The 19,771-nt window shown below is 69.4% G+C and carries 19 protein-coding genes; 13 read left to right on the plus strand and 6 right to left on the minus strand.

All coding sequences use genetic code 11. The features are described 5' to 3' along the window. Nucleotides 1-1,147 precede the first annotated feature (1,147 nt). Entirely contained in the window at nucleotides 1,148-1,696 is a 549-nt protein-coding gene (locus tag ACBJ32_RS46815; protein WP_375132358.1) for a hypothetical protein, read from the plus strand. 114 nt (nucleotides 1,697-1,810) lie between these two features. Here the strand turns inward: ACBJ32_RS46815 and ACBJ32_RS46820 are convergent, their stop codons facing one another. Beyond that, complete coding sequence (locus ACBJ32_RS46820; RefSeq protein WP_375132359.1) at nucleotides 1,811-3,013, minus strand: helix-turn-helix domain-containing protein; 1,203 nt, start codon at nucleotides 3,011-3,013, stop codon at nucleotides 1,811-1,813. 250 nt (nucleotides 3,014-3,263) lie between these two features. Here ACBJ32_RS46820 and ACBJ32_RS46825 point away from each other — a divergent pair, with 250 nt between their 5' ends. The 5 genes from ACBJ32_RS46825 (at nucleotide 3,264) to ACBJ32_RS46845 (ending at nucleotide 9,223) form a co-directional block, all read left to right on the plus strand. Then, nucleotides 3,264-4,760 carry a serine hydrolase domain-containing protein gene (locus ACBJ32_RS46825; protein WP_375132360.1) on the plus strand — a complete coding sequence of 499 codons (1,497 nt, stop codon included), beginning with the start codon at nucleotides 3,264-3,266 and terminating at the stop codon, nucleotides 4,758-4,760. Nucleotides 4,761-5,019: 259 nt separating this feature from the next. Further along, nucleotides 5,020-6,246 carry a serine hydrolase domain-containing protein gene (locus ACBJ32_RS46830; RefSeq protein WP_375132361.1) on the plus strand — a complete coding sequence of 409 codons (1,227 nt, stop codon included), beginning with the start codon at nucleotides 5,020-5,022 and terminating at the stop codon, nucleotides 6,244-6,246. Between the two features lie 118 nt (nucleotides 6,247-6,364). Continuing rightward, nucleotides 6,365-7,840 (plus strand): MFS transporter, encoded by a 1,476-nt coding sequence (locus ACBJ32_RS46835; protein ID WP_375132362.1) that lies wholly within the window; start codon nucleotides 6,365-6,367, stop codon nucleotides 7,838-7,840. A 114-nt stretch (nucleotides 7,841-7,954) separates the two neighbouring features. Next, a complete protein-coding gene (locus ACBJ32_RS46840) occupies nucleotides 7,955-8,362 on the plus strand; it encodes a hypothetical protein (RefSeq protein WP_375132363.1) in 408 nt (135 codons plus the stop codon). Nucleotides 8,363-8,569: 207 nt separating this feature from the next. Continuing rightward, nucleotides 8,570-9,223: a maleylpyruvate isomerase N-terminal domain-containing protein gene (locus tag ACBJ32_RS46845; RefSeq protein ID WP_375132364.1), complete on the plus strand. Its 654-nt coding sequence runs from the start codon at nucleotides 8,570-8,572 to the stop codon at nucleotides 9,221-9,223. Nucleotides 9,224-9,418: 195 nt separating this feature from the next. Here ACBJ32_RS46845 and ACBJ32_RS46850 read toward each other — a convergent pair whose 3' ends face one another. Further along, nucleotides 9,419-9,601, minus strand: a complete 183-nt coding sequence (locus ACBJ32_RS46850; RefSeq protein WP_375132365.1) for a DUF5708 family protein — start codon at nucleotides 9,599-9,601, stop codon at nucleotides 9,419-9,421. 127 nt (nucleotides 9,602-9,728) lie between these two features. Next, nucleotides 9,729-10,154 carry a PPOX class F420-dependent oxidoreductase gene (locus ACBJ32_RS46855; protein ID WP_357891922.1) on the minus strand — a complete coding sequence of 142 codons (426 nt, stop codon included), beginning with the start codon at nucleotides 10,152-10,154 and terminating at the stop codon, nucleotides 9,729-9,731. A gap of 90 nt (nucleotides 10,155-10,244) precedes the next feature. On the opposite strand from ACBJ32_RS46855, the gene ACBJ32_RS46860 reads away from it, so the two are divergent. After that, nucleotides 10,245-12,074 carry an ABC transporter ATP-binding protein gene (locus ACBJ32_RS46860; RefSeq protein WP_375132366.1) on the plus strand — a complete coding sequence of 610 codons (1,830 nt, stop codon included), beginning with the start codon at nucleotides 10,245-10,247 and terminating at the stop codon, nucleotides 12,072-12,074. Continuing rightward, entirely contained in the window at nucleotides 12,074-13,897 is a 1,824-nt protein-coding gene (locus ACBJ32_RS46865) for an ABC transporter ATP-binding protein (RefSeq protein ID WP_375132367.1), read from the plus strand. The genes ACBJ32_RS46860 and ACBJ32_RS46865 overlap by 1 nt, the downstream gene beginning before the upstream one ends. Here ACBJ32_RS46865 and ACBJ32_RS46870 read toward each other — a convergent pair. Then, nucleotides 13,884-14,663 (minus strand): TetR/AcrR family transcriptional regulator C-terminal domain-containing protein, encoded by a 780-nt coding sequence (locus ACBJ32_RS46870; RefSeq protein ID WP_375132368.1) that lies wholly within the window; start codon nucleotides 14,661-14,663, stop codon nucleotides 13,884-13,886. The genes ACBJ32_RS46865 and ACBJ32_RS46870 overlap by 14 nt on opposite strands. Before the next feature lie 89 nt (nucleotides 14,664-14,752). Between ACBJ32_RS46870 and ACBJ32_RS46875 the strand changes: the two genes are divergently transcribed. Next, the gene (locus tag ACBJ32_RS46875; protein ID WP_375132369.1) at nucleotides 14,753-15,499 is read left to right on the plus strand and encodes an SDR family oxidoreductase; all 747 of its coding nucleotides are present in this window, start codon (nucleotides 14,753-14,755) and stop codon (nucleotides 15,497-15,499) included. Between the two features lies 1 nt (nucleotide 15,500). Here the strand turns inward: ACBJ32_RS46875 and ACBJ32_RS46880 are convergent, their stop codons facing one another. Then, the gene (locus tag ACBJ32_RS46880; RefSeq protein WP_375132370.1) at nucleotides 15,501-15,626 is read right to left on the minus strand and encodes a hypothetical protein; all 126 of its coding nucleotides are present in this window, start codon (nucleotides 15,624-15,626) and stop codon (nucleotides 15,501-15,503) included. A 17-nt stretch (nucleotides 15,627-15,643) separates the two neighbouring features. On the opposite strand from ACBJ32_RS46880, the gene ACBJ32_RS46885 reads away from it, so the two are divergent. The 3 genes from ACBJ32_RS46885 to istB all read left to right on the plus strand — a co-directional run bounded on the left by ACBJ32_RS46885 (nucleotide 15,644) and on the right by istB (nucleotide 18,654). Next, on the plus strand, nucleotides 15,644-16,015 hold the full coding sequence (locus ACBJ32_RS46885; RefSeq protein WP_375132371.1) for a hypothetical protein: 372 nt from the start codon (nucleotides 15,644-15,646) through the stop codon (nucleotides 16,013-16,015). A 182-nt stretch (nucleotides 16,016-16,197) separates the two neighbouring features. Next, a complete protein-coding gene (gene istA / locus ACBJ32_RS46890) occupies nucleotides 16,198-17,778 on the plus strand; it encodes an IS21 family transposase (protein ID WP_375132494.1) in 1,581 nt (526 codons plus the stop codon). Nucleotides 17,779-17,874: 96 nt separating this feature from the next. Next, nucleotides 17,875-18,654, plus strand: a complete 780-nt coding sequence (gene istB / locus ACBJ32_RS46895) for an IS21-like element helper ATPase IstB (RefSeq protein WP_375132372.1) — start codon at nucleotides 17,875-17,877, stop codon at nucleotides 18,652-18,654. A 106-nt stretch (nucleotides 18,655-18,760) separates the two neighbouring features. Here istB and ACBJ32_RS46900 read toward each other — a convergent pair whose 3' ends face one another. After that, a complete protein-coding gene (locus ACBJ32_RS46900) occupies nucleotides 18,761-19,234 on the minus strand; it encodes a hypothetical protein (RefSeq protein WP_375132373.1) in 474 nt (157 codons plus the stop codon). Between the two features lie 364 nt (nucleotides 19,235-19,598). Here ACBJ32_RS46900 and ACBJ32_RS46905 point away from each other — a divergent pair, with 364 nt between their 5' ends. Then, nucleotides 19,599-19,742, plus strand: coding sequence for a hypothetical protein (locus ACBJ32_RS46905; protein ID WP_375132374.1), 144 nt, complete (start codon nucleotides 19,599-19,601; stop codon nucleotides 19,740-19,742). Nucleotides 19,743-19,771: the final 29 nt, after the last annotated feature.

The raw sequence follows: 19,771 nt of genomic DNA on the forward strand, positions 1-19,771 counted from the left end.
TCCCAGTTCGGCGGGTCTTCACGGTGGAGCAGAATTGTCTTCTTGCTTGACCGGAAAGGTGATCTTCCTTGGGGTGGTTTCGTGGTGGACGTCGGGCGATGAGAGTCACCTTCTGGCACTAGTCAGCGCGCGGCCCGGCACCGCCACGTGGCCGACAGCTCCTGCGGAGTCGGCATCCGCCTGGTGTGCAAGGCAGCCTGCCCACCAGTGCGCCCGTCCGCACAGGTGGCTACGGCGCTGGCGAGTGGATCGACGGCCTGGCCGAGCGCACTTGGCCCCTGGGCGCTCGCGACCGCCGTGTGCAGGCCGTGCTCAGTCCGAGCGCACCGCCAGGGTCAAAGCCCGATGGCAGCCTTGGGCCCATGTGAGAACCGGCCTAGGGAAAGTCGGCCGGGGCCAGCCGGGTGAAGCGCTCAGAAAAGCTCAACGTCGACAGGTCGGCGAGCTTGACGAATTCGACGCCGCGGATCAGACGGGTGCCGGCGCATCTGCGGCGATATCCTCGACGACCTCGCCGACGCGGTCACCTCGAAGGCCAGGTGGACGACGTTCACGGGCAGGTGATCACAGAGGCACAGCACGCGGCTCACCCGAACCTGCAGCCTGGTCTCCCTCACATCTCACGGACCAGCGCGTTCCCGAGCGCCTCGCCCTCTTCGGCCTTGCCGTCGGACACCGACCACGACTCCCACTGTTGGTGTCCTGGTAGAGCAGCAGCATGTGGGCGTCTTCGACGAGAACGCCGGTCACCCGTACGACCCTCAAGCGCGCCACCTACCCTCAGCACCCACCCGATCGGGCGCGTAACCGGACGGCTCGTGTTGCAGGATGGGCAGGGTGGCGGTCATCCCTCCCGGCCGTCCCCCGAGGCCGCCCGCGCCGCCATTGTGTGGAAGACCTATCTGACGGGTGCCGCAGTGGCTCTCGTCCTGGCGATCTGCGCGGCGCTCGTGGCCGAACCCCGGGTCATGACCGCCATGGCCACGGTCTCCGCTGGATTCGCTGTCGCCTTCGTCCGGACTTACATCCGTGGGAGGCTCTGAGCCCGAGAGCGAGCCGCACGCCGCCGGCATCCTGTACGAGCCGATCGGGCCAGCCAGGCCCATGTCGGCTTTCCTCGAACGGCCCGGGGATTCACACTCCGGGTATGGACACGCGGCGCATCGGTACGATCCTCGCGATTCTGCTGACGATCGTCTACCTCGCCTACATCGTGAGCATCCCCCTCGGCCTCGTAACCCATCGCCTCGAGGTGCACGAGGTGGCCCTGGCGGCGGCCTTGCTGGTCGGGGTGTGGTTCGCGGCCTCGCCGTACTCCATCACCGACTTCTCGATCGGCGCCGACGGGGTGAGCGCGCGGCTGGACAGGACCGAGGCCAAGCAGCGGGCGCTGGAGTCGGAGTTGCGGGCGCTGCAGGTGGCGCTGAGCGGGCTGGTGACCAAGTACGAGTGGGACCATCTGCGGAGGCTCGCCGGTGAGGGGTCTGTGCCCGCGCGCTTCCGGCAGGACGGGAAGCTGCAACTTGAGCTGGAGCGGCTGGACGCCATGGGCTTCGTGGAGCCGGTTGACTCGAAGCGGGGGCTCAACGCGATGCGCGAAGATCATGGGCATGCCTACGAGGAGTTCGACCTCACGCGTTATGTGAGGATCACGCAGGCGGGGCGCGAGTATCTGCGGTTGCGCGAGAAGTTGTGAGCTCTCCGCTCGTGTGCGTGGGCGCATGACGTCTTCACGCCCCAGGTCCTTCCGCCCGCGTGCGGAGGGACCTGCCCCATCAACAGCGCGTGCACGGTCTCTCGCGGGCGCGCGCTACTTCGCCAGCGACTCGGCGACGAGCCGCCAGATCTCCGCGGCCAGGTCCATGTTGCCGCTCTGCTGGGCCTGCTCGGCGAGCTTGCGCAGCCCGTCGAGCGCAGTGGCCTGCTCGCCCTCCAGGAGCAGCACGCGGTTGCGCAGCACGTCGAGCCTGATCCGCTCCTGGTACGGCAGCAGGTCGTCGAAGCCCACCAGCTGGTCCAGCACCGCGCGCGCCTCGTCGAGGCGGCCGGTGGTGACGGCGATGCGGGCACGCACCGCCAGTAGTTGCTGCTCGACGGTCGGCGTGCCCGCGAACGGCATGGCCCCTTGCACCTCTTCGACGCGCCGCTGGGCACTCTCCGTTTTCGGGGGGTCGGTCCTGAGGTCGAGCCGGGCCGCGCTGATGCGCAGGCGCATCCACATGGTCAGGTCGTCCCGGCCGTCGAAGCCGGACAGAGCCTGATCCATCAGCTCCGCGGCGGCATCGAGATCGCCCTGACGGACCCGGATGCTGGCCACGGTCCACAGGGCCTGCGCCCACTGCGGTCCCGAGCCCTTGTCCGTCACGGTGAGCAGCTCGTCGGTGTGACGCGCGGCGTCGGGGAGCCGCCCGGCCTCGGTCAGCGCCGACACCAGGGCGAGCAGCGTCGCCGTCTGTACGCGGGCGGGCAGCGCCTCGCTCTTCGCCAGCTCGTAGGCGTGCGTCGCGGCGTCGACGGCCCCGGCGATCTCGCCGGTGTTGCGCATGCAGCGGGACAGCTCGGCCAGCACCCTGGCCCGCAGCTCGGGCAGCCCGATCTGCGTGCTGAGCTCGGTCAGCTCGTCGAGGCACGCCCGCTGTTCGGGGTACTCCTGCCGCTGCCGGCGCCACTCGGCGACCTGCCAGAGCGCCTGCCAGCGCAGCAGCGGATCCTCGCCTTCCGAAGCTTTCAGGGCCTCGCTGAGCGTCTGGCCGGCTTCGTCCTGGTCCAGGCCCGTGGCCAGCGTCAGGCTCTGCGCGAGGGACGCCGCCGTGGACTGCGTGAGCTCGGCCGGGCTGATGCCCAGCTGCGTTGCCAGGTGCGCGACGGCCCGCTCGGTGGGCTGGCGCGCGCCCGACTCCAGGCGGGACAGGTATCCCGTGGACATGCCCTCGCCGGCGAGTGCGGCGAGGGTCAGCCCGCGCTCGGTCCTCAATTGCCTGAGCCGGCGGCCGAAGACTGGTTGTTCCAGCATGTCCGAACTCCCGGGTAGCGGTGACGTCATCCGACGTCGGAGGGGTACGTCAGGCCCGAGCTTAACTCACTTGCCTACCTCTGGACAACTTATTGCCATAGCAGACGAGAGGCCTCGAATGGCTGTGGCAACTTTCCTTGGCAACGACTTGCCAAATCTGTGGCAACAGCCGTAACGTTGCTGTCGTTCGCCGGACGAACCCGTCCCGGACAGGACAGAAACCCCGAGCACCCCAATGGAGCGCACAGCCATGTCTTTCAACCTCACCGACCAGGACCAGCTCACCCTCCGCATCGCCGCCTGGGACGCGGTCTCGCTGATGTCGGCCGCCGGTGCCGCCGGCTCGGCCCACAAGGTCGCCACCGAGGGCTCCATCGCCCTGACCTCCGCGACCGGCCTGGTCGGGCACATTCTTGCCAAGGCGCCCAAGGGTGTGAGGTACGGCAGGACCGTGGCCGAGCTCGCCGACCAGGTGCTCCCGGCCCTGACGGCGTCCATGAGCCTGCTCCGGCAGCAGGCTCCGGAAGAGGCCGGCAACTTCCGGCGCACCGTCCTCGTCGCCGTCGACGCCGCCACCCGCACCCACCAGGGCCAGTCCAGCCCGATCCTGGCCGAGATGGCCCGCAAGATCACCGAAGCTCTCGACGCCGCTCCGGACGCGTCCGGGCAGGATCGCCCGGAGCTGCAGCGGATTCTTCAGGAAATGATCGACTCCGGTTTCGTCGGCGTGACCCTGCGCGTCAACGACGAACACGGCGAATGGACCGCCACCGCCGGAACGGCCGAGCTCGGCGGCACCGAAGCGGTGCCGATCGACGGGCACGTGCGGATCGGCAGCAACACCAAGACCTTCACCGCCACCGCGGTGCTGCAACTGGTGGCCGAGGGCAGGATCGCCCTGGACACGCCGGTGGCCGACTACCTGCCGGAGTTCGGGCTGGACCCGCGGATCACGGTGCGGATGCTGCTGCAGCACACCAGCGGCCTGTTCAACTTCACCGGCGAGTACTACGAGGACGGCACCTTCGCACCCGGCATCCCGGCCACCACGGCGGGCCGGGAATGGGTGGACCACCGCCTCCACACCTACCGGCCCGAAGACCTGGTGCGGCTGGCGCTGTCGAAGCCGGCGCGGTTCGAGCCCGGCACCGACTGGAGCTACGCCAACACCAACTACGTGCTGGCCCGGCTGCTCATCGAGCGCGTCACCGGCCGCCCGGTCGCCGAGGAGATGCAGCGACTCATCATCGGCCCGCTCGGCCTGACCGGCACCCTCCAGCCCACCACCGAGACCGACATCCCCGCCCCGCACCCGCACGCCTACTACCGCTACGAGACCGACGGCCAAGAGATCGTCCTGGACGTCACCGAGCACAACCCGTCCTGGATCTCCAGCGGCGGCGACATGATCTCCACCAGCCGCGACCTGCACACCTTCATCACCGCCCTGCTGGCCGGCAAGCTGCTGCCCGCCGACCTGCTGGCCGAGATGTGCACCCCCGAAGCCAAGGCCGGCTACGGGCTGGGCGTGTTCATCCAGCCCGCCCCCGGCGGCGGCACCCTGATCACCCACAACGGCGGCATGGCCGGCCACGCCGCCCTCATGTACGCCACCCCCGACGGCAGCACGACCCTGACCGCCACACTCAACTACATCGACGACGCCACCCTGTCCATGGGCGCCGCCTTCCAGCAGGCCAACCAGCAGCTCATCCAGGCAGTGTTCGGCCACGGCCAGGCCGAGTAGGCAGAGCCAAGAAAGTGCAGGCTCGCCCCGCCGGCGCGGACGAGCACCTCCACACCACACCGACCGCATGCCGCGGCGTGTCAGCGACCGCGTCAGAGCCGCGACAGGCCGGTATCAGAGCGGTCGGCGATCGTGAACGTCATCAACGGCCCGGCGAACCGGGCCACCCGATCTCCCCGGCCCTCGTGCGCCGCTCATGAAAGCCCATGAGCGACGCACAAGGGCCGGGAACCAAGACCCAGCATTCATAAGGAGATTCATGATGAGTAACGATGGTTTCACCACGTCGGGTCTGCGCAGGCTGCGTGAGGTGCTGGCGCGGCATGTCGATTCCGGCAGGATCCCGGGGCTGGTGGCGCTGGTCAGCCGTGGTGGTCAGACGCATGTCGAGGCGCTGGGCACGATGCGGCACGACGGCGGCGCGCCGATGCGGCGGGACACGATCTTCCGGATGGCCTCCACCTCCAAGCCGGTCTCGATCGCGGCGGCGATGGTGCTGCTGGATGAGTGCCGGTTGCGGCTGGACGACGTGGTCGATCCGTGGCTGCCCGAGCTGGCCGGCCGGCAGGTGCTCAGGCGCATCGACGGCGAGCTGGACGACACCGTGCCGGCCCGCCGCCCGATCACCGTCCGCGACGTGCTGACCTCCACCTTCGGCCTCGGCATGGACATGACGGCGCTGGGCACCCCGATCCTGAACGCCGTCTTCGAGCGGGGACTGACGCCGAACCTGCCGACCGAGGTGCCCGAGCAGGACGAGTGGATGCGCCGCCTGGGCGAGCTGCCGCTGATGCACCAGCCCGGCGAGCAGTGGCAGTACCAGATCAGCAGCGACCTGGTCGGCGTCCTGGTCTCCCGGGTCAGCGGCCAGAGCTTCGAGGAGTTCCTGCGCGAGCGTATCTTCGAGCCCCTCGGCATGGCCGACACCGGCTTCCACGTGCCCGCCGGCCAGCTCGACCGGCTGCCCACCCTGTACGCCCCCGACCCGGCCACGGGCGAGTTCCAGGCGTGGGACGAGCCCGAGGGCGGCCGGTGGAGCAAGCCACCGGCGTTCCAGGGCGGCGGGGGCGGTCTGGTCTCCACCGCCGATGACTACCACGCCTACTTCCGGATGCTGCTCAACGGCGGCATCCACAACGGCCGGCGGATCCTGTCCCGGCCGGCGGTGGAGCTGATGACCACCAACCGGCTCACCCCCGAGCAGAACGCCGCCCGCACCGCCCTGGCCCGTAACGCCGTGCACATCTCCTTCGGCCAGGGCCAGCAGGGCGGCTGGGGCATCGGCATGGCGGTACGCACCTACCGCGGCGACTACGCCCCGATCGGCCAGTTCGGCTGGGACGGCGGCAGCGGCACCTCCGCCTACGCCGACCCGGCCACCCAGGTCACCGGCATCCTGCTCACCCAGGTCGGCTACACCGTCCCCAGCCCCGCCCACCTGATGAACGACTTCTGGACCACCGTCTACCAGGCCATCGAGGACTGATACCGGGCCCCGCCCGAGGGTGAGATCCCCTCGGGCGGCCCTCGCCTCGGACCGTGCCCAGCGGCGCCGGATCCACCCACCACCCGACCACTCTCCGCACCTGAACGGAAGCAAAGACATGCAACCGCATCCTCGCCGCTGGCTGATCCTCATCGCGCTCTGCCTGAGCACGCTGGTGCTGGTCATCGACAACATGGCACTCACCGTCGCCGTCCCGGCGTTGTCCGCCGACCTGGGCGCGACCGCGCAGGACATCCAGTGGATCCTGGAGTCCTACATGCTGGTCTTCGCCGGCCTGCTGCTCACCGCCGGATCCCTGTCCGACCGGTACGGCAGGCGAAAGGTCATGGTCATCGGCCTGACGCTGTTCGGCGCCTCCTCCCTGGTGGCCACGTTCGCCACCACCCCCGGCGAGCTGATCGCCGCCCGCGTGGCGATGGGCGTCGGCGGGTCGCTGATCATGCCCGCCAACCTGTCCATCATGATCAACGTGTTCACCGACGAGGCCGAGCGGCGCAAGGCCATGGCCGCCGGGGCCGCCTTCGGCGTGCTCGGCCTGGTCGGCGGCCCCGTCCTCGGGGGAGCCCTGGTCGCGTCCCTCGGCTGGGAGGCGGTCTTCTGGATCAACGTCCCGGTCGCCGCCCTGGCCGTCACGGCCGCCGTGACCCTCATGCCCGAGTCCAGGGGCCCCGTGACCAGGCCGGACCCGCTCGGCGCCGTCCTGTCCGTGGTGGGGATGTCCGCGCTGGTGTGGACGATCAACGAGCTGGCGCACGGCATCGCCTGGATCCCGCTGGTGATCGCCGTCGTCGCCCTCGGCTCCTTCGTCCTCTGGGAGCTGCGCACCGAGCACCCGATGGTGCCGCTCAGGCTGTTCGGCGATCGTGACTTCGCGGGCGGCAGCCTGTCGCTCACGCTGGTCCAGGTCGGCAACGGCGGCCTGCTGCTGGTGCTGACCCAGTACATGCAGTTCGTCCTCGGCTACACCTCCACCCAGGCCGGTCTGGCGTTCATCCCGATGTTCGCCGCCTCCATGGTCTTCAACGGCGTCGGCGCCGCGCTGGGCACCCGGCTGGGCAACCGCACCACCGCGGTGCTCGGCATGGTCGTGATGGCGGGCGGGTTCGGGCTGCTCGGCCTCCCGTCCGCCGACAGCTTCGCGGTCCTGGCCGTCGCGCAGGCCGTGCTGGGCGCGGGCAGCGGCCTGGCGATGCCGTCGGCGGTCATCGCCCTGATGGGCGCCATCCCCGCCGAGCGGGCCGGGGCCGGTTCGGCGCTCAACAACACCATCCAGCAGGCCGGTGCCGCGCTCGGCGTGGCCATCCTGGGCAGCCTGGCCACCAGCAGTTACGCCTCCGCCATGCCGGCCGGCGCGCCCGAGGAGGCCCGCCGCTCGGTGGCCGCCGCCGTGGCCGACCCGTCCCTGTCCGCGGTGGCTCGCGAGGCCTACGGCGCGGCCATGTCGTCCGCCTTCCTGGCCGCCGCCGCCGGGGTGCTCGCGGCCGCCGTACTGGCCCTGCTCCTGCTGCGCGGACGCCGCGGCACGGCAGGCACGCCCGCCACCAGCGAGTCCAAGACCCTCGTCGCCGCGTAGAGGCCGTGTCAGCGGCCGCGTCAGAACGGCGACGGCCCGGTATCAGACCGGTCGGCGATCGTGGATGTCACGCAGCGAACGAGCACCTCACAGACAGAACGGAGCACCCCCACCATGTCCCTCACCCTCACCGCCCAGGACAAGATCACGATGCGCACCGCAGCCTGGGGCTCGGTCTCGCTGATGGCCGCCGCCGACGCCGCCGGCAAGCCGCACCGGGCAGCCACCCACGGCTCCATCGCCCTGGCCTCCGCGACCGGCCTGACCGGTCACGTGCTCGCCGAATGGCCCAAGGGCGTGAACCTGCGCGGCAAGTCCGTGGCCGAACTCGCCGACGTCGTGCTGCCGGCCCTGACCGCGGCCATGAGCCTGCTCAACAAGCAGGACCCCGCGGAGGCCGTCAACTTCCGCCGCACCGTCGTCGTCGCCGTCGAAGCGGCCGCCCGGACCCACCAGGGCGAGCCCCGCCCTCCCGTGGCCGAGATGCTCCGCAAGATCACCGCAGCCCTCGACGCCGCTTGACGGCCTGCTCACCGGTATGGCCGCATGTCGGCATGACGCAGACGTGACCGCTTCCGGTGACGGCCGGGTCATGAGCCGCTCGCTGGACCACCTCCCCGATGGCCGAGATCCGCTCGGCCCGCTCCATCGGGGACGATTCGTGACAGCCACCAAGGGGAACAGGAGTTCCGGTCGCTTTCCGGTGGTGTGCGCTGTTAGCGTGCGGCGGTGGATCTCTTCTCACGGTCTTGGGCGGCGTTGCGCACGGCGGTCGCCGAGCTTCCCGACGAGGACTTCGAGCGGCCGTCCGGCTGTGCCGGCTGGCTCGTACGGGACCTCGCATGCCACCTGGTCATCGACGCGCAGGACGTTCTGATCACCCTCGCCACTCCCGAGGACAGGGAGCCGACCAGGAACGCGGTGACGTACTGGGACCTCGTCGAGCCTCCGACCGGCGACGACCCGCTCGACGCGCTGACCGTCCGCCTCGCCGCGGCCTACCAGGAGCCGAGGCTGCTCAAGTTCCACCTCGACGACGTGGGCTCGGCGGCCGGGCGCGCCGCCGTGCTCGCCGATCCGGCCGCTCGGGTCGGGACCAAGGACCAGGTCCTCACGGCGGGCGACTACCTGTCCGCGTACGTCATGGAGTGGACGCTGCACCACCTCGACCTGATCGCCCACCTGCCGCATGTCGCCGGGCCGCCCGCCGAGGGGCTGGCTCGTTCCCGCGCGATGCTGGAGGAGCTCGCCGGGGCCGCGTTCCCGGCGTCGTTCTCCGACGCGGACGCGCTGCTGGTCGGCACGGGACGGCGGGCGGCGACCGCCGCGGAGCGGGCGGAGCTCGGCGAGCCGGCCGGGAGGCTGCCCCTCGTCCTGGGCTGATCCCTCTTCAGCGGCTCTCCGGCCCGGGTCAGGGAGAGCAGGCCCGTGACGATGACGAGCGGCGTCCAGTCGATGGCGCTGACCAGCGGCCGGATCAGGAGGCCGGCCACGCGCCACCTGGCGATGCCCGGCCCGGCGGCGGGCGTCGTAACTCTGCCCGAACGCGGACGGGCCGCGCCGGTCCGGGACGACAGATCAGCCGCGTACGGTCTTGTAGACCCCGTACAGGGATTCCAGAGCGCCCACCACGATCAGGACCACCCCGAGCTTGGACGGCGTGAGGATGAGGACCGTCTCGTCCGAGCCGACCAGCCACAGCGCCAGCCCGATCACGAGGGTGATCAGACCGGTGAGAAGCGTCTTGAGGGCAGAGGACATGGACGATCCTTCTGATCGGGACGGGCACACTGACTCTTCGGAAGACCGTAGTCAGGGCCGGCCCGCGGGACCTCCTGCCGGCTGAGGAAACCGCACTACATCCTTCGGCTGATCCACATCAGGAGCGTCAGCCCGCGACGGCGCGCTGGGCGATCACCTTGTCGATGCGCAGCCGGACCAGGCACTCGCCCGGGACGGCGTTGCGGGTGCCGAACTCCTGGGCGCGCCCGTCGCCCATGTAGCGCCGGCCGATCTCGACCGCCCACACCAGCATCTCCTCCAGGTCGAGCGAGATGGTGGCGCGGCCCTTGATCAGCACGTACGAGTAGGGCGGCGCCTGGTCGTCCACGCACAGGACGGCCCTGGGGTCGCGGCGCAGCGCCCTGGCCTTGAGGCCGGTCTCGGAGGTGTTGAACACCACCTCGTCGTCGTCCAGCAGAAACCAGATCGGCGTGATGTGCGGCGCGCCGTCGGACAGCGTCACCCCGAGCTTGCCCGTGCGGGTGCCCGCCGAGGCGAACGCCCGCCACTCGTCGTCACTCATGCGTTCCATGAGGCTACGCTACGCCACCGCGTAAAAGGGTTCGAGAACTGTCGGTGCCCGGTGATACAAAGCAGGTCCACCTAGCCGAGGGGCCTGAGCATGTCGATCACCAGTGGCTCGGAGTTCTCCGTCGCCGGGCCGCGCCACAACCGCGCCGGCCCGGTGCGCTGGCTCTGGTCACACCTGCGCCGCCATCCGCTGCAGCTGCTCGGCTTCCTCGGCGGGTCGCTGGCCATGGTGGTGCTCAACGCCATGGTGCCGCAGCTCACCGGCGACGCGTTCGACGCCGTGCTCGGCGTGCGGGGCGAGCCGATGGACGCGCTCGGGCTGATCGCGTGGGCGCTGCTGGCGATCGTGGTGGCGCGCGGGCTGTTCGACCTGTGGGCGCGGCTGTCGAGCGAGGTGCTGGCCAAGCGGCTGGAGCGCGACGCGCGCGACGAGCTGTACGTGAGCCTGCTCGGCAAGAGCCAGACCTTCCACAACCGGCAGCGGGTCGGCGACCTGATGGCCCGGGCGGCCAACGACATCCGGCAGCTCTCGATCATGATCACGCCGGGGGCCGACCTCATCGTGGACTCGGGGCTGACCGGGCTGGTGCCGCTGTTCTTCATCGCCGCCATCGATCCGCGGCTGCTGCTGGCGCCGGGCGTGTTCGCGGTGGTGTTCGTGGTGGCGCTGTGGCACTACATGCGGCAGCTCAACCCGGTCGCGACCCGCATGCGGGAGGAGTTCGGCGAGCTCAACGCGGGGCTCAACCAGGCCGTGCGGGGCATCGAGGTGATCAAGGTGACCGCGCAGGAGGCGCAGGAGCGGTTGCGGTTCCGGGCCAACGCGCGGCGGTATCGCGACTCCTTCGTACGCAACGGGCTCGTCCAGGCGCGCTACCTGCCGACGCTGCTGTTCGCCTTCGCCATGGCGGCTGCGTTGTGGCACGGCATCTACCTGCAGGGCATCGGGGCGATCACGATCGGCGAGCTGGTCGCGTTCATGGGGCTCATGGGCATGCTCGGGTTCCCGACGCAGATGTCGATCTTCACGTTCTCGCTGATCCAGATCGGCATCGTCTCCTCGCGCCGGATCCTGGGTCTCATCACCTCCGACAGCGAGATCGAGCAGCGGGCCGACGGGCATGCCGCGCCGATCACCGGGGAGATCGTCTTCGAGGACGTCACGTTCGGCTACGAGGCCGACGGCGAGCCGGCGCTGCGCGGGGTGACGTTCACGGTGAAGCCCGGCGAGACCGTGGCCGTCGTCGGCGAGACCGGGTCGGGCAAGAGCACGCTGACCAAGCTGGTGCCGCGCATCTACGACGTCACCTCCGGGCGCATCCTCGTCGACGGCGTGGACGTGCGCGAGTGGGACCTCGACTCGCTGCGCTCGCAGATCTCCACGATCGAGCAGGACATCGTGCTCTTCTCCCGCTCGGTGGCCGAGAACATCGCCTTCAGCAAGGGGCAGCGGGCCGACCGCGAGGCGATCGTCGAGGCGGCGCGCGACGCGCAGGCCGCGGAGTTCATCGACGAGCTGGACGACGGCTACGACACGGTGATCGGCGAGCGGGGCGTCACGCTGTCCGGCGGGCAGCGGCAGCGGCTGGCCATCGCGCGGGCGCTGCTGACCGACCCGGCGATCCTGGTGCTGGACGACTCCACCAGCGCCATCGACTCCGCGACCGAGGACAAGATCCAGCAGGCCATCGGGCGCATCCTCGACGGGCGCACCACGCTGCTGATCACCCACCGGCTCTCGCAGATCCGCTGGGCGGACAAGGTGCTGCTGCTGCGGCGCGGCCAGGTGGTCGACTTCGGCACCCACGACGAGCTGATCGGGCGCAGCCGCCTCTACCGGCGGGTCTTCGCCCACTACGACGAGGCCGACCTCCGCGACGAGGGGCCGGTCCTGGCCGGCGACCAGGGAGGGGTGCGCTGATGGGCTTCCTCATGGACGGCCTCGAGGCCGAGGACTACGACCGCACCTACAACGACCGCGACCTGCTGCGCCGGATCATGTCGTACTTCCGGCCCAAGCTGGGCGCCATGGCCCTCGTGGCCTCCATGATCGTGCTGGGGTCCGCGAGCCAGGCGGCCATCCCCACGCTGGGCAGCCTGGCCGTCGACGCCATCGCCGACGGCACGATCGGCCAGGTGGGCTGGCTGCTGGCCGCGGGCATCCTGGCCACCGGCGTGGTGTCGTGGGGCTTCAACTTCGTCCGGCAGAAGAACAGCGCGAAGGTCACCGGTGACGTGGTGCTGCGCCTGCGCGAGGACGCGTTCGACGCGGTGCTCAAGCGTGACCTGTCCTTCTACGACGAGACGCCGTCCGGCAAGATCGTCAGCCGGGTGACGTCCGACACCGACGACTTCGCCACCGTCTCCACGCTCACGATGGACCTGATCAGCCAGGTGCTGATGGTGGGCTTCGTCACGGTGCTGCTGTTCGTGCGCAGCGTGGAGCTCGCCCTGCTGACGCTGCTGGTGGTGCCGGTCGTGGTGGGGCTGGCGCTGCTGTTCCGGCGGCTGGCCAGGGTCAGCACGCGGCGCGCGCAGCGGTCGTTGAGCCGGGTGAACGCCAACCTGCAGGAGACCATGGGCGGCATCGCCGTGGCCAAGAACTTCCGGCAGGAGCAGCAGGTCTACGACGAGTTCCGGCCCATCAACCGGCAGAGTTACCAGGTGACGCTGCGGCAGGGGTTCGTCTTCTCCGCCATCTTCCCGGTGCTCTTCCTCGTGGCCGGGCTCGCCACGGTGGCGCTCGTCCGGCTCGGCGGCGCGTCGGTCGTCGGGGGCGGGCTGTCCGCCGGCGACTGGTACCTGTTCCTGCAGGGGGTGTCGCTCTTCTGGTTCCCGCTGACGTCCATCGCCGCGTTCTGGTCGCAGTTCCAGCAGGGGCTGTCGGCGTCCGAGCGGGTCTTCGCGCTGATCGACGCGCCGCCCCGGGTGGTGCAGACGGACTCGCAGCCCGCCGGGCGGCTGGCGGGGCGCATCGAGTTCGAGGGCGTGACGTTCGGCTACGACCCGGCGCATCCCGTGCTGCGCGACTTCGACCTGACCATCGAGGCGGGGGAGACCGTGGCGCTGGTGGGTCACACCGGCGCGGGCAAGTCCACATTGAGCAAGCTGATCACCCGCTTCTACGAGTTCCAGGACGGCCGCCTGCTGATCGACGGCCGCGACATCCGCACCCTGGAGCTGGGCAGCTACCGCAGGCAGATCGGGGCGGTGCCGCAGGCGCCGTTCCTGTTCAGCGGCACGGTCGCGGAGAACATCCGCTACCCGCGGCCCGAGGCGACCGACGAGGAGGTGCTGGCAGCGGCGTCGGCGGTGGGCGGCGGCGACTGGATCGAGGCGCTGCCGAACGGGCTGGAGACGGATGTCGGCGAGCACGGGCGGGCGCTGTCGATGGGGCAGCGGCAGCTCGTCGCGCTGGCCCGGCTGCTCGTCCAGGACCCGGCGATCGTGGTGCTCGACGAGGCCACGGCCAGCGTCGATCCGCTGACCGAGGCGCAGATCCAGGAGGGGCTGGACGTGGTGCTGGCCGGGCGGACGTCGATCGTCATCGCGCACCGGCTGTCCACGATCGAGCACGTCGATCGCATCATCGTGCTCGATCACGGGCGGATCGTGGAGGAGGGCGACCACGCCACGCTGCTGGCCAGGGGCGGGCGCTACTGCCAGGTCTACAACACCTACTTCCGGCACCAGTCGCCCAACTACCGGGCGGGTTCCGGCTTCGTGCCGGTCAGCTCCGCCTGAGCGGGCGGGCCGGCCTCTCCGCCGAGCGGGTACGCAGCGACGGGATGAGCGCGGCGATGGCGTCGAGGACGCGGTCGAGCCCGTGCCGGAAGCGTTCCTCGGGGGTGAGGTGGGCGGTGCGGGAGTCGAGCACCGACCGGTTGAACAGCGGGAATTCGCCGGATTCGACGACCCGGCGCACGTACGGGCCCATGTAGTCGCGTTTCCAGCGCTCGGGGTCCAGCCCCGTGCGGCGGGCCTCCTCCAGCCAGCCGAGCTCGCGGCGGATCGCGCCGTGCGTGTAGTCGTCGAGCATGCCGACCAGGCCGGTGCTGTCGTCGATGCCGAGCCCGGTCCCGTCGAGAGCGCCGAGCGCGAACTCGTGCACGCGCAGCAGTTGCGGGCCGAGCGTGGGCCGGCTGGTCAGCAGCGTGATCAGCCAGGGATGGCGCAGGCCGGCGGCGCGGGTCTGCCGGGCCAGCAGCGCCAGGTCGGCGCGCCAGTCACCGGAGGGGGTGTCGGGGAGTTCGACGTCGCTCATCGCCAGGTCGATCATGAGGTCGAGCAGGTCGTCGCGCCGCGGTACGTAGCGGTAGAGCGACATGGCGCCGGTGCCCAGCTCGCCGGCGATCCGCCGCATGGTCGCGGCCTCCACCCCCTCGGCGTCGGCGATCAGGACGGCCGCCCGGGTGATCTGCTCGCGGCTGTAGCCGGGGCGCCGTCCCGGTCCTGAGCGCTCCTGCCGCTCCGGCAGCATCCAGATGCTGGTCGGTTCCTCGTCGGCCATGCGCATCCCTCCCATGCATTTGCGTACATCGTACCTGAATGGCTATGGTCCTATTCACGTACGCGGTACGCGAATAGGAGATGATCAAGATGCGATTGACCGGGAAGACGGCGCTGGTGACCGGCGCGAGCAGGGGTATCGGCCGTGCGATCGCCACCCGGCTGGCGCGCGAGGGCGCCCGCGTCGCCGTGCACTACGGCGGCAACCACGCGGCCGCCAAGGAGGTCGTGGCCACCATCGAGGCCGCCGGCGGGCAGGCCTTCGCCGTCCAGGCCGAGCTGGGCACGCCGGGTGACGCCGAAGCCCTGTGGTCGGGCTTCGACGCGCACGCCGACGGATTGCACGTCCTGGTCAACAACGCGGGCATCCTCGGCGGTCAGAGCGAGATCGGCGGCGTCACCCGGGAGGGCCTCGAGCGCCTGTTCGCGGTCAACACCACCGCCCCGTTCTTCATCACCCAGCAAGCCCTGCCACGGCTGCGCGACGGCGGGCGGATCATCACCGTGGGCACCATGCTGACCAGAGGAGCCGCCATGCCCAGGGCGATCGACTACGCCATGTCCAAGGCGGCGCTCGACGTCCTCACCGTCGCGCTGGCCAAGCAGCTCGGGCCGCGTGGCATCACGGTCAACCTCGTGGCCCCCGGTGTCATCGACACCGACATGCACGAGGGGCGCCTGGTCGGTGACGCCCTGGCCTGGCTGTCGTCGCAGACACCCCTCGGCCGGCTCGGCACGCCGCAGGACGTGGCCGACACCGTCGCCTTCCTGGCCTCCGACGACAGCCGCTACATCACCGGGCACCGGCTCGACGTCTCGGGCGGGACGACCATGTGAGTCAGTTGACCGTCACCGAGCACGCCGTGGTGTCCAGGCGTCCCGCGAGACGGTGCAGCCGCCGGTCGAGCCCGCCCAGCCGCACTGCGTGCCGGTGCAGCCCGGCCCCCGAAATGTCGGTGATCATCCCTACGCTCGGTGCTCATGAGCGAATCGACCGGCTTACCGGACACCGTGCAGGTCACGAACTTCGACCTCCACGTCAGCTACGGGCAGGCGTACCTGATCGACTGCACCGACGACGCCGAGGGTCCCGGGGACCTTCTCGACGACCACCCGACCCACCCGGTCGGCATCATCCGGGTCGAGGGCGGGGACGCGTTCCTCATCACGGGCCTGCACACCGGGACGGTCGACTTCACCGTCGCGGTGGCCGGCCACGATCCCGGGGCGGACGTCGAAGGCTTCGAGGACGTCGTGGAGATCAGCATCGAGTCCGAGTCCGGCGAGTTCGAGCTGCACGAGTGGGGTGGCGGGTGCCACGAGCTGCCCGCTTGTCGGCGATCACGTTATTGAGCTGGAAGAGCATGATCGACTTCACTGATTTGAGCCGGGCAGGGGAGCCTCGATCGCGTAATTGAGCCAGGTCAGGACGTGTGCGTGTCGTCTGGACTTGGTCAGTCCCGTCCATGATCCTTTTGGTAGTCCATCAAGGGCTCGCCGAAGGGAGGGCGATCATGGCGCGGAAGGCGTTCCACGTGGTCGACATCGCAGAGATCCTGATGCACTGGCATGCTGGCCGTTCCGTCAGAGAGATCGCCAACAGCCTGGGCGTGTCACGTAACACCGTGGCCAGGTACTTGGCTCCGGCGATCGCCGAGGGCATCACGCCAAGCGACGAACCCCTTACCGCGGCGGAATGGGCCGAGTGGATCCACCTGTGGTTTCCCGCCCTGCGTGACACCAAGCTGCGCCGGACGACCTGGCCACTGATCGAACAACACCGCGACTACATCACCGAGCAGATCGAACGCGGCGTCACGATCACCACCATCCACCAGCGGCTGCGCGACGAACGCGGCCTGACCTGCTCGATCTCCGCGATGCGACGGTGGGTTCACGCCAACGTGCCGGAAGAGGTCTCCCGCTCGCGGGTGGTGGTGCTGCGGCTGGAACCGGCCCGGCCGGGCCAGGAAGCCCAGGTGAATTACGGGCGGCTGGGGGCGTGGGTCGATCCGGCCACCGGCCGCAAACACCAGGTGTGGGCGTTCGCCCTGGTGCTGTGTGCCAGCCGTCACCTGTTCGTCAAGCCGGTCATCACGATGGACCAGCACGCATGGTGCCAAGCTCACGTGGAAGCGTTCGAATTCTTCAAGGGTGTGCCCGCGCGGATCGTCCCGGACAACTTGAAGACCGGGGTCGATCGCCCCGACCTCTACGACCCGAAGATCAACAAATCGTACGGCGAACTCGGTGCGCACTACCAGCTCCTCATCGACCCGGCCCGCAGCGGCAAACCCCGCGACAAGGCGCGGATCGAACGGCCCATTCCCTACATCCGCGACAGCTTCTGGCGCGGACGAGAAGACAGCTTTGCCTCGGTGGCCGACATGGAGGCCGCGGCGCTGCACTGGTGCGAACAAGTCGCCGGGCAGCGCCAGTGCCGGCCGTTGGAGGGCGCCGCCCCGCTGACCGTCTTTCACACGGTCGAACAGCCCGCCCTGCGACCCCTGCCCCGCCATCCCTTCGAACTGTGTCGATGGTTTCGGGCGAAAGTCGGTCCCGACATCCACTGCAGCGTGGACAAGGTGCTGTATTCGGTGCCGTGGAAGTACGTCGGCAAGCACCTGTCGGTGCGGATGACGGTGAACCTGGTGCAGTTCTTCTATGACGGTGACCTGGTCAAGACCCATGTGCGCAAGCCCCGCGGCAAGCAGACCGATCTGGCCGACTACCCGCCGGAGAAGATCGCCTTCCACATGCGCACCCCCGACTGGTGTCGCAAGCAGGCCGAGCAGATCGGCCCGGCCTGCCTGGCGGTGATCGACGAACTCCTGGCCGACAACACGCTCTACCACCTGCGCTCAGCCCAAGGGGTGCTGGCGATGGCCGACAAGCACAACCCCGAACGGCTGGAAGCCGCCTGCGCCAAGGCGCTGGCCGTGGGCGACCCCTCCCACCGCACCATCAAGGGAATCCTGGCCGCTGAAACCGATCAGGGCGACCAGGCCGCCCGCCATGCCGGTGACGGCGGCGCGGGCGCGTTCCTGCGCGGCCCGCAAGAGCTGTTCCACCACGACGCGGTCGCCCTGGACGCCTTCGACATCCCGGTCTCCTGACCCGCGACGAGCGGACACGGCGCCCTCGAATCCAGCCTGACCTTCATCGCGGCGGACTCAAGGGCGCCGAAAAACACCATCGAAAGGATACGGATCATGGCCACCCACATCGAGCTTGGCGCGCTGGACAAGGCTCTTCGCACGCTGCGACTCGGCGGCATGCTCGACACCCTCGACACCCGGCTCAGCCAGGCCCGCGCCGGCGACCTAGGACACATCGAATTCCTGCAGGTGTTGTGTGAGGACGAGATCTCCCGCCGGGAATCGGCCGCGATGGAGCGTCGCGAGCGTCGCGCCCGCTTCGACGAGCCGGTCACCATGGAAGGCTTCGACTTCGCCGCCTCACCCAAGTTGCCCGCCGCTCAGCTACGCGATCTGGGGGCGCTGCGCTGGTTGCACGCCGGAGAGTCCGTGATCTTGTATGGCCCGGTCGGGGTCGGAAAGTCCCACATCGCCCAGTCTCTGGGCCGACTCGTCATCCGCCAGGGCATGGACGTGCGCTTCATCAAGACCTCCCGCGCGCTGGCTCACCTGGCAGGCGGGCACGCCGACCAGAGCTGGCGCAAACGCCTGTCCGAACTGACCAAACCCGCCCTGCTCATCCTGGATGACTGGGGCATGCGAGAACTCACCGCCGCCCAAGCCGACGACCTCTATGAACTGGTCTCCGAACGCTCCGGCAAGTCGATGATCCTCACCTCCAACCGGGCCCCGGAGGAGTGGTACAAGCTGTTTCCCAACCCGGTGGTCGGCGAGTCCCTCCTGGACCGGCTGATCAACACCAGCTACCGGATCTTCATGGACGGCCCGAGCTACCGCCCCAACAAACGCCCTGGCCAGAAACCCGCGGCGAACCGGGCCAAGAGCCGTTCCTGAGGCGCTCGCCAGCGCTTCCCAGAAGGACGGTCCCCCCGCCCTCTACGGGCATGCTGGCCGAGCAGGTACGTACTGGAAGGCCGACGGTCCGGTGTTGAGCTGGCTGTCAGGCGTCGCGGAGATCGCCCGTTCCATCCTGTTCCGTCAGGAAATAGATGGTATGGGCGATAGCCTGCCGCGGAGGCTTCGGTACGTCGTCTGGCGCGTAGTAGTCGTTCACCTGGCGGTACAATTCTTCTTCGGTGGAGGCCACACCGATGATCGTTTCGTCATCGACCACCACCTCCCACACCATCATTTTTTGCAAGCCAGGGCCGTTGAGTTCGTCTGAGATGGCCTGGTAGAAGACATTCATCAGCCTCGACTCGTGTTCGCGGCGACAGTCACGCGGCAGCAGCCAGCGCTGCCACCAGGTCCGAAGGTGATCGGCCGCGGAATCCGCGAAATCTTCAGCCGCCTCGTCGGCTGTCTGATCGTAATTCGGATAGCTTGGCCGGTTCACGCGGACGAGCAAGTCGTGTTGACACTCCTCGCGGAATGCGTACCGATACAAACGGAACTGTGTCACCTGGAAGCCCATCAACCCGACCTTACCGGCAGTAGGTGATGTATTCGTGGGGGAACTGCCGGGATGGCGGGCGCAGGCCCGCCCGGACGTGCCGTCAGGCCCTCTCATCGACGCCGCACGACCTCCTTCGTCGGCCGCACGGCAACGGTTTACCTTCTCATCCCTCCTGGCCAAGCCGAGGCAACCGAAGCCCCAAGCACAGCGCCGAACCATGAGAAATGCCCTCACAGCGGCAGATATTCGGCATCGACTCCAAACGGGCCGGTGACTACAGGTGGCTCAATTCCCTGATCATCGCCCGGCTCAATTAGACGATCGCTGACACGCCCTGCCGGCCGGGCCCGGGTGGTACCGGCTGCGGTACCACGCGCGGGGCATGGACGAGGCCGTGGACGGCGTGGACCTGTCGAACGGGCCCGTCGATCACTACCTGCTGCAGATCTGGCCGGCGCAGTGGTCGCTGCCGCAGGTGGTCAAGCACGGCAGCGCGTGCGCGGCATACTGGCGGCGGCCTTCCTGAGGCGCGTCGGTGATCCGGGGTGTCGCGAC

Source organism: Nonomuraea sp. GTA35, from assembly GCF_041950525.1.
Classification (GTDB): Bacteria; Actinomycetota; Actinomycetes; order Streptosporangiales; family Streptosporangiaceae; genus Nonomuraea.

What these genes read in the sequence shown, in the direction of transcription:
- ACBJ32_RS46850 (WP_375132365.1), bottom strand. Translation starts at nt 9,601, where the DNA reads ATGTCCTCTGCCCTCAAGACGCTTCTCACCGGTCTGATCACCCTCGTG.
- ACBJ32_RS46815 (WP_375132358.1), top strand. Translation starts at nt 1,148, where the DNA reads ATGGACACGCGGCGCATCGGTACGATCCTCGCGATTCTGCTGACGATC.
- ACBJ32_RS46885 (WP_375132371.1), top strand. Translation starts at nt 15,644, where the DNA reads ATGAGCGAATCGACCGGCTTACCGGACACCGTGCAGGTCACGAACTTC.
- ACBJ32_RS46840 (WP_375132363.1), top strand. Translation starts at nt 7,955, where the DNA reads ATGTCCCTCACCCTCACCGCCCAGGACAAGATCACGATGCGCACCGCA.
- ACBJ32_RS46865 (WP_375132367.1), top strand. Translation starts at nt 12,074, where the DNA reads ATGGGCTTCCTCATGGACGGCCTCGAGGCCGAGGACTACGACCGCACC.
- ACBJ32_RS46870 (WP_375132368.1), bottom strand. Translation starts at nt 14,663, where the DNA reads ATGGCCGACGAGGAACCGACCAGCATCTGGATGCTGCCGGAGCGGCAG.
- ACBJ32_RS46880 (WP_375132370.1), bottom strand. Translation starts at nt 15,626, where the DNA reads ATGATCACCGACATTTCGGGGGCCGGGCTGCACCGGCACGCAGTGCGG.
- ACBJ32_RS46855 (WP_357891922.1), bottom strand. Translation starts at nt 10,154, where the DNA reads ATGGAACGCATGAGTGACGACGAGTGGCGGGCGTTCGCCTCGGCGGGC.
- ACBJ32_RS46860 (WP_375132366.1), top strand. Translation starts at nt 10,245, where the DNA reads ATGTCGATCACCAGTGGCTCGGAGTTCTCCGTCGCCGGGCCGCGCCAC.
- ACBJ32_RS46835 (WP_375132362.1), top strand. Translation starts at nt 6,365, where the DNA reads ATGCAACCGCATCCTCGCCGCTGGCTGATCCTCATCGCGCTCTGCCTG.
- ACBJ32_RS46900 (WP_375132373.1), bottom strand. Translation starts at nt 19,234, where the DNA reads ATGGGCTTCCAGGTGACACAGTTCCGTTTGTATCGGTACGCATTCCGC.
- ACBJ32_RS46905 (WP_375132374.1), top strand. Translation starts at nt 19,599, where the DNA reads ATGGACGAGGCCGTGGACGGCGTGGACCTGTCGAACGGGCCCGTCGAT.
- ACBJ32_RS46825 (WP_375132360.1), top strand. Translation starts at nt 3,264, where the DNA reads ATGTCTTTCAACCTCACCGACCAGGACCAGCTCACCCTCCGCATCGCC.
- istB (WP_375132372.1), top strand. Translation starts at nt 17,875, where the DNA reads ATGGCCACCCACATCGAGCTTGGCGCGCTGGACAAGGCTCTTCGCACG.
- ACBJ32_RS46820 (WP_375132359.1), bottom strand. Translation starts at nt 3,013, where the DNA reads ATGCTGGAACAACCAGTCTTCGGCCGCCGGCTCAGGCAATTGAGGACC.
- ACBJ32_RS46875 (WP_375132369.1), top strand. Translation starts at nt 14,753, where the DNA reads ATGCGATTGACCGGGAAGACGGCGCTGGTGACCGGCGCGAGCAGGGGT.
- ACBJ32_RS46830 (WP_375132361.1), top strand. Translation starts at nt 5,020, where the DNA reads ATGATGAGTAACGATGGTTTCACCACGTCGGGTCTGCGCAGGCTGCGT.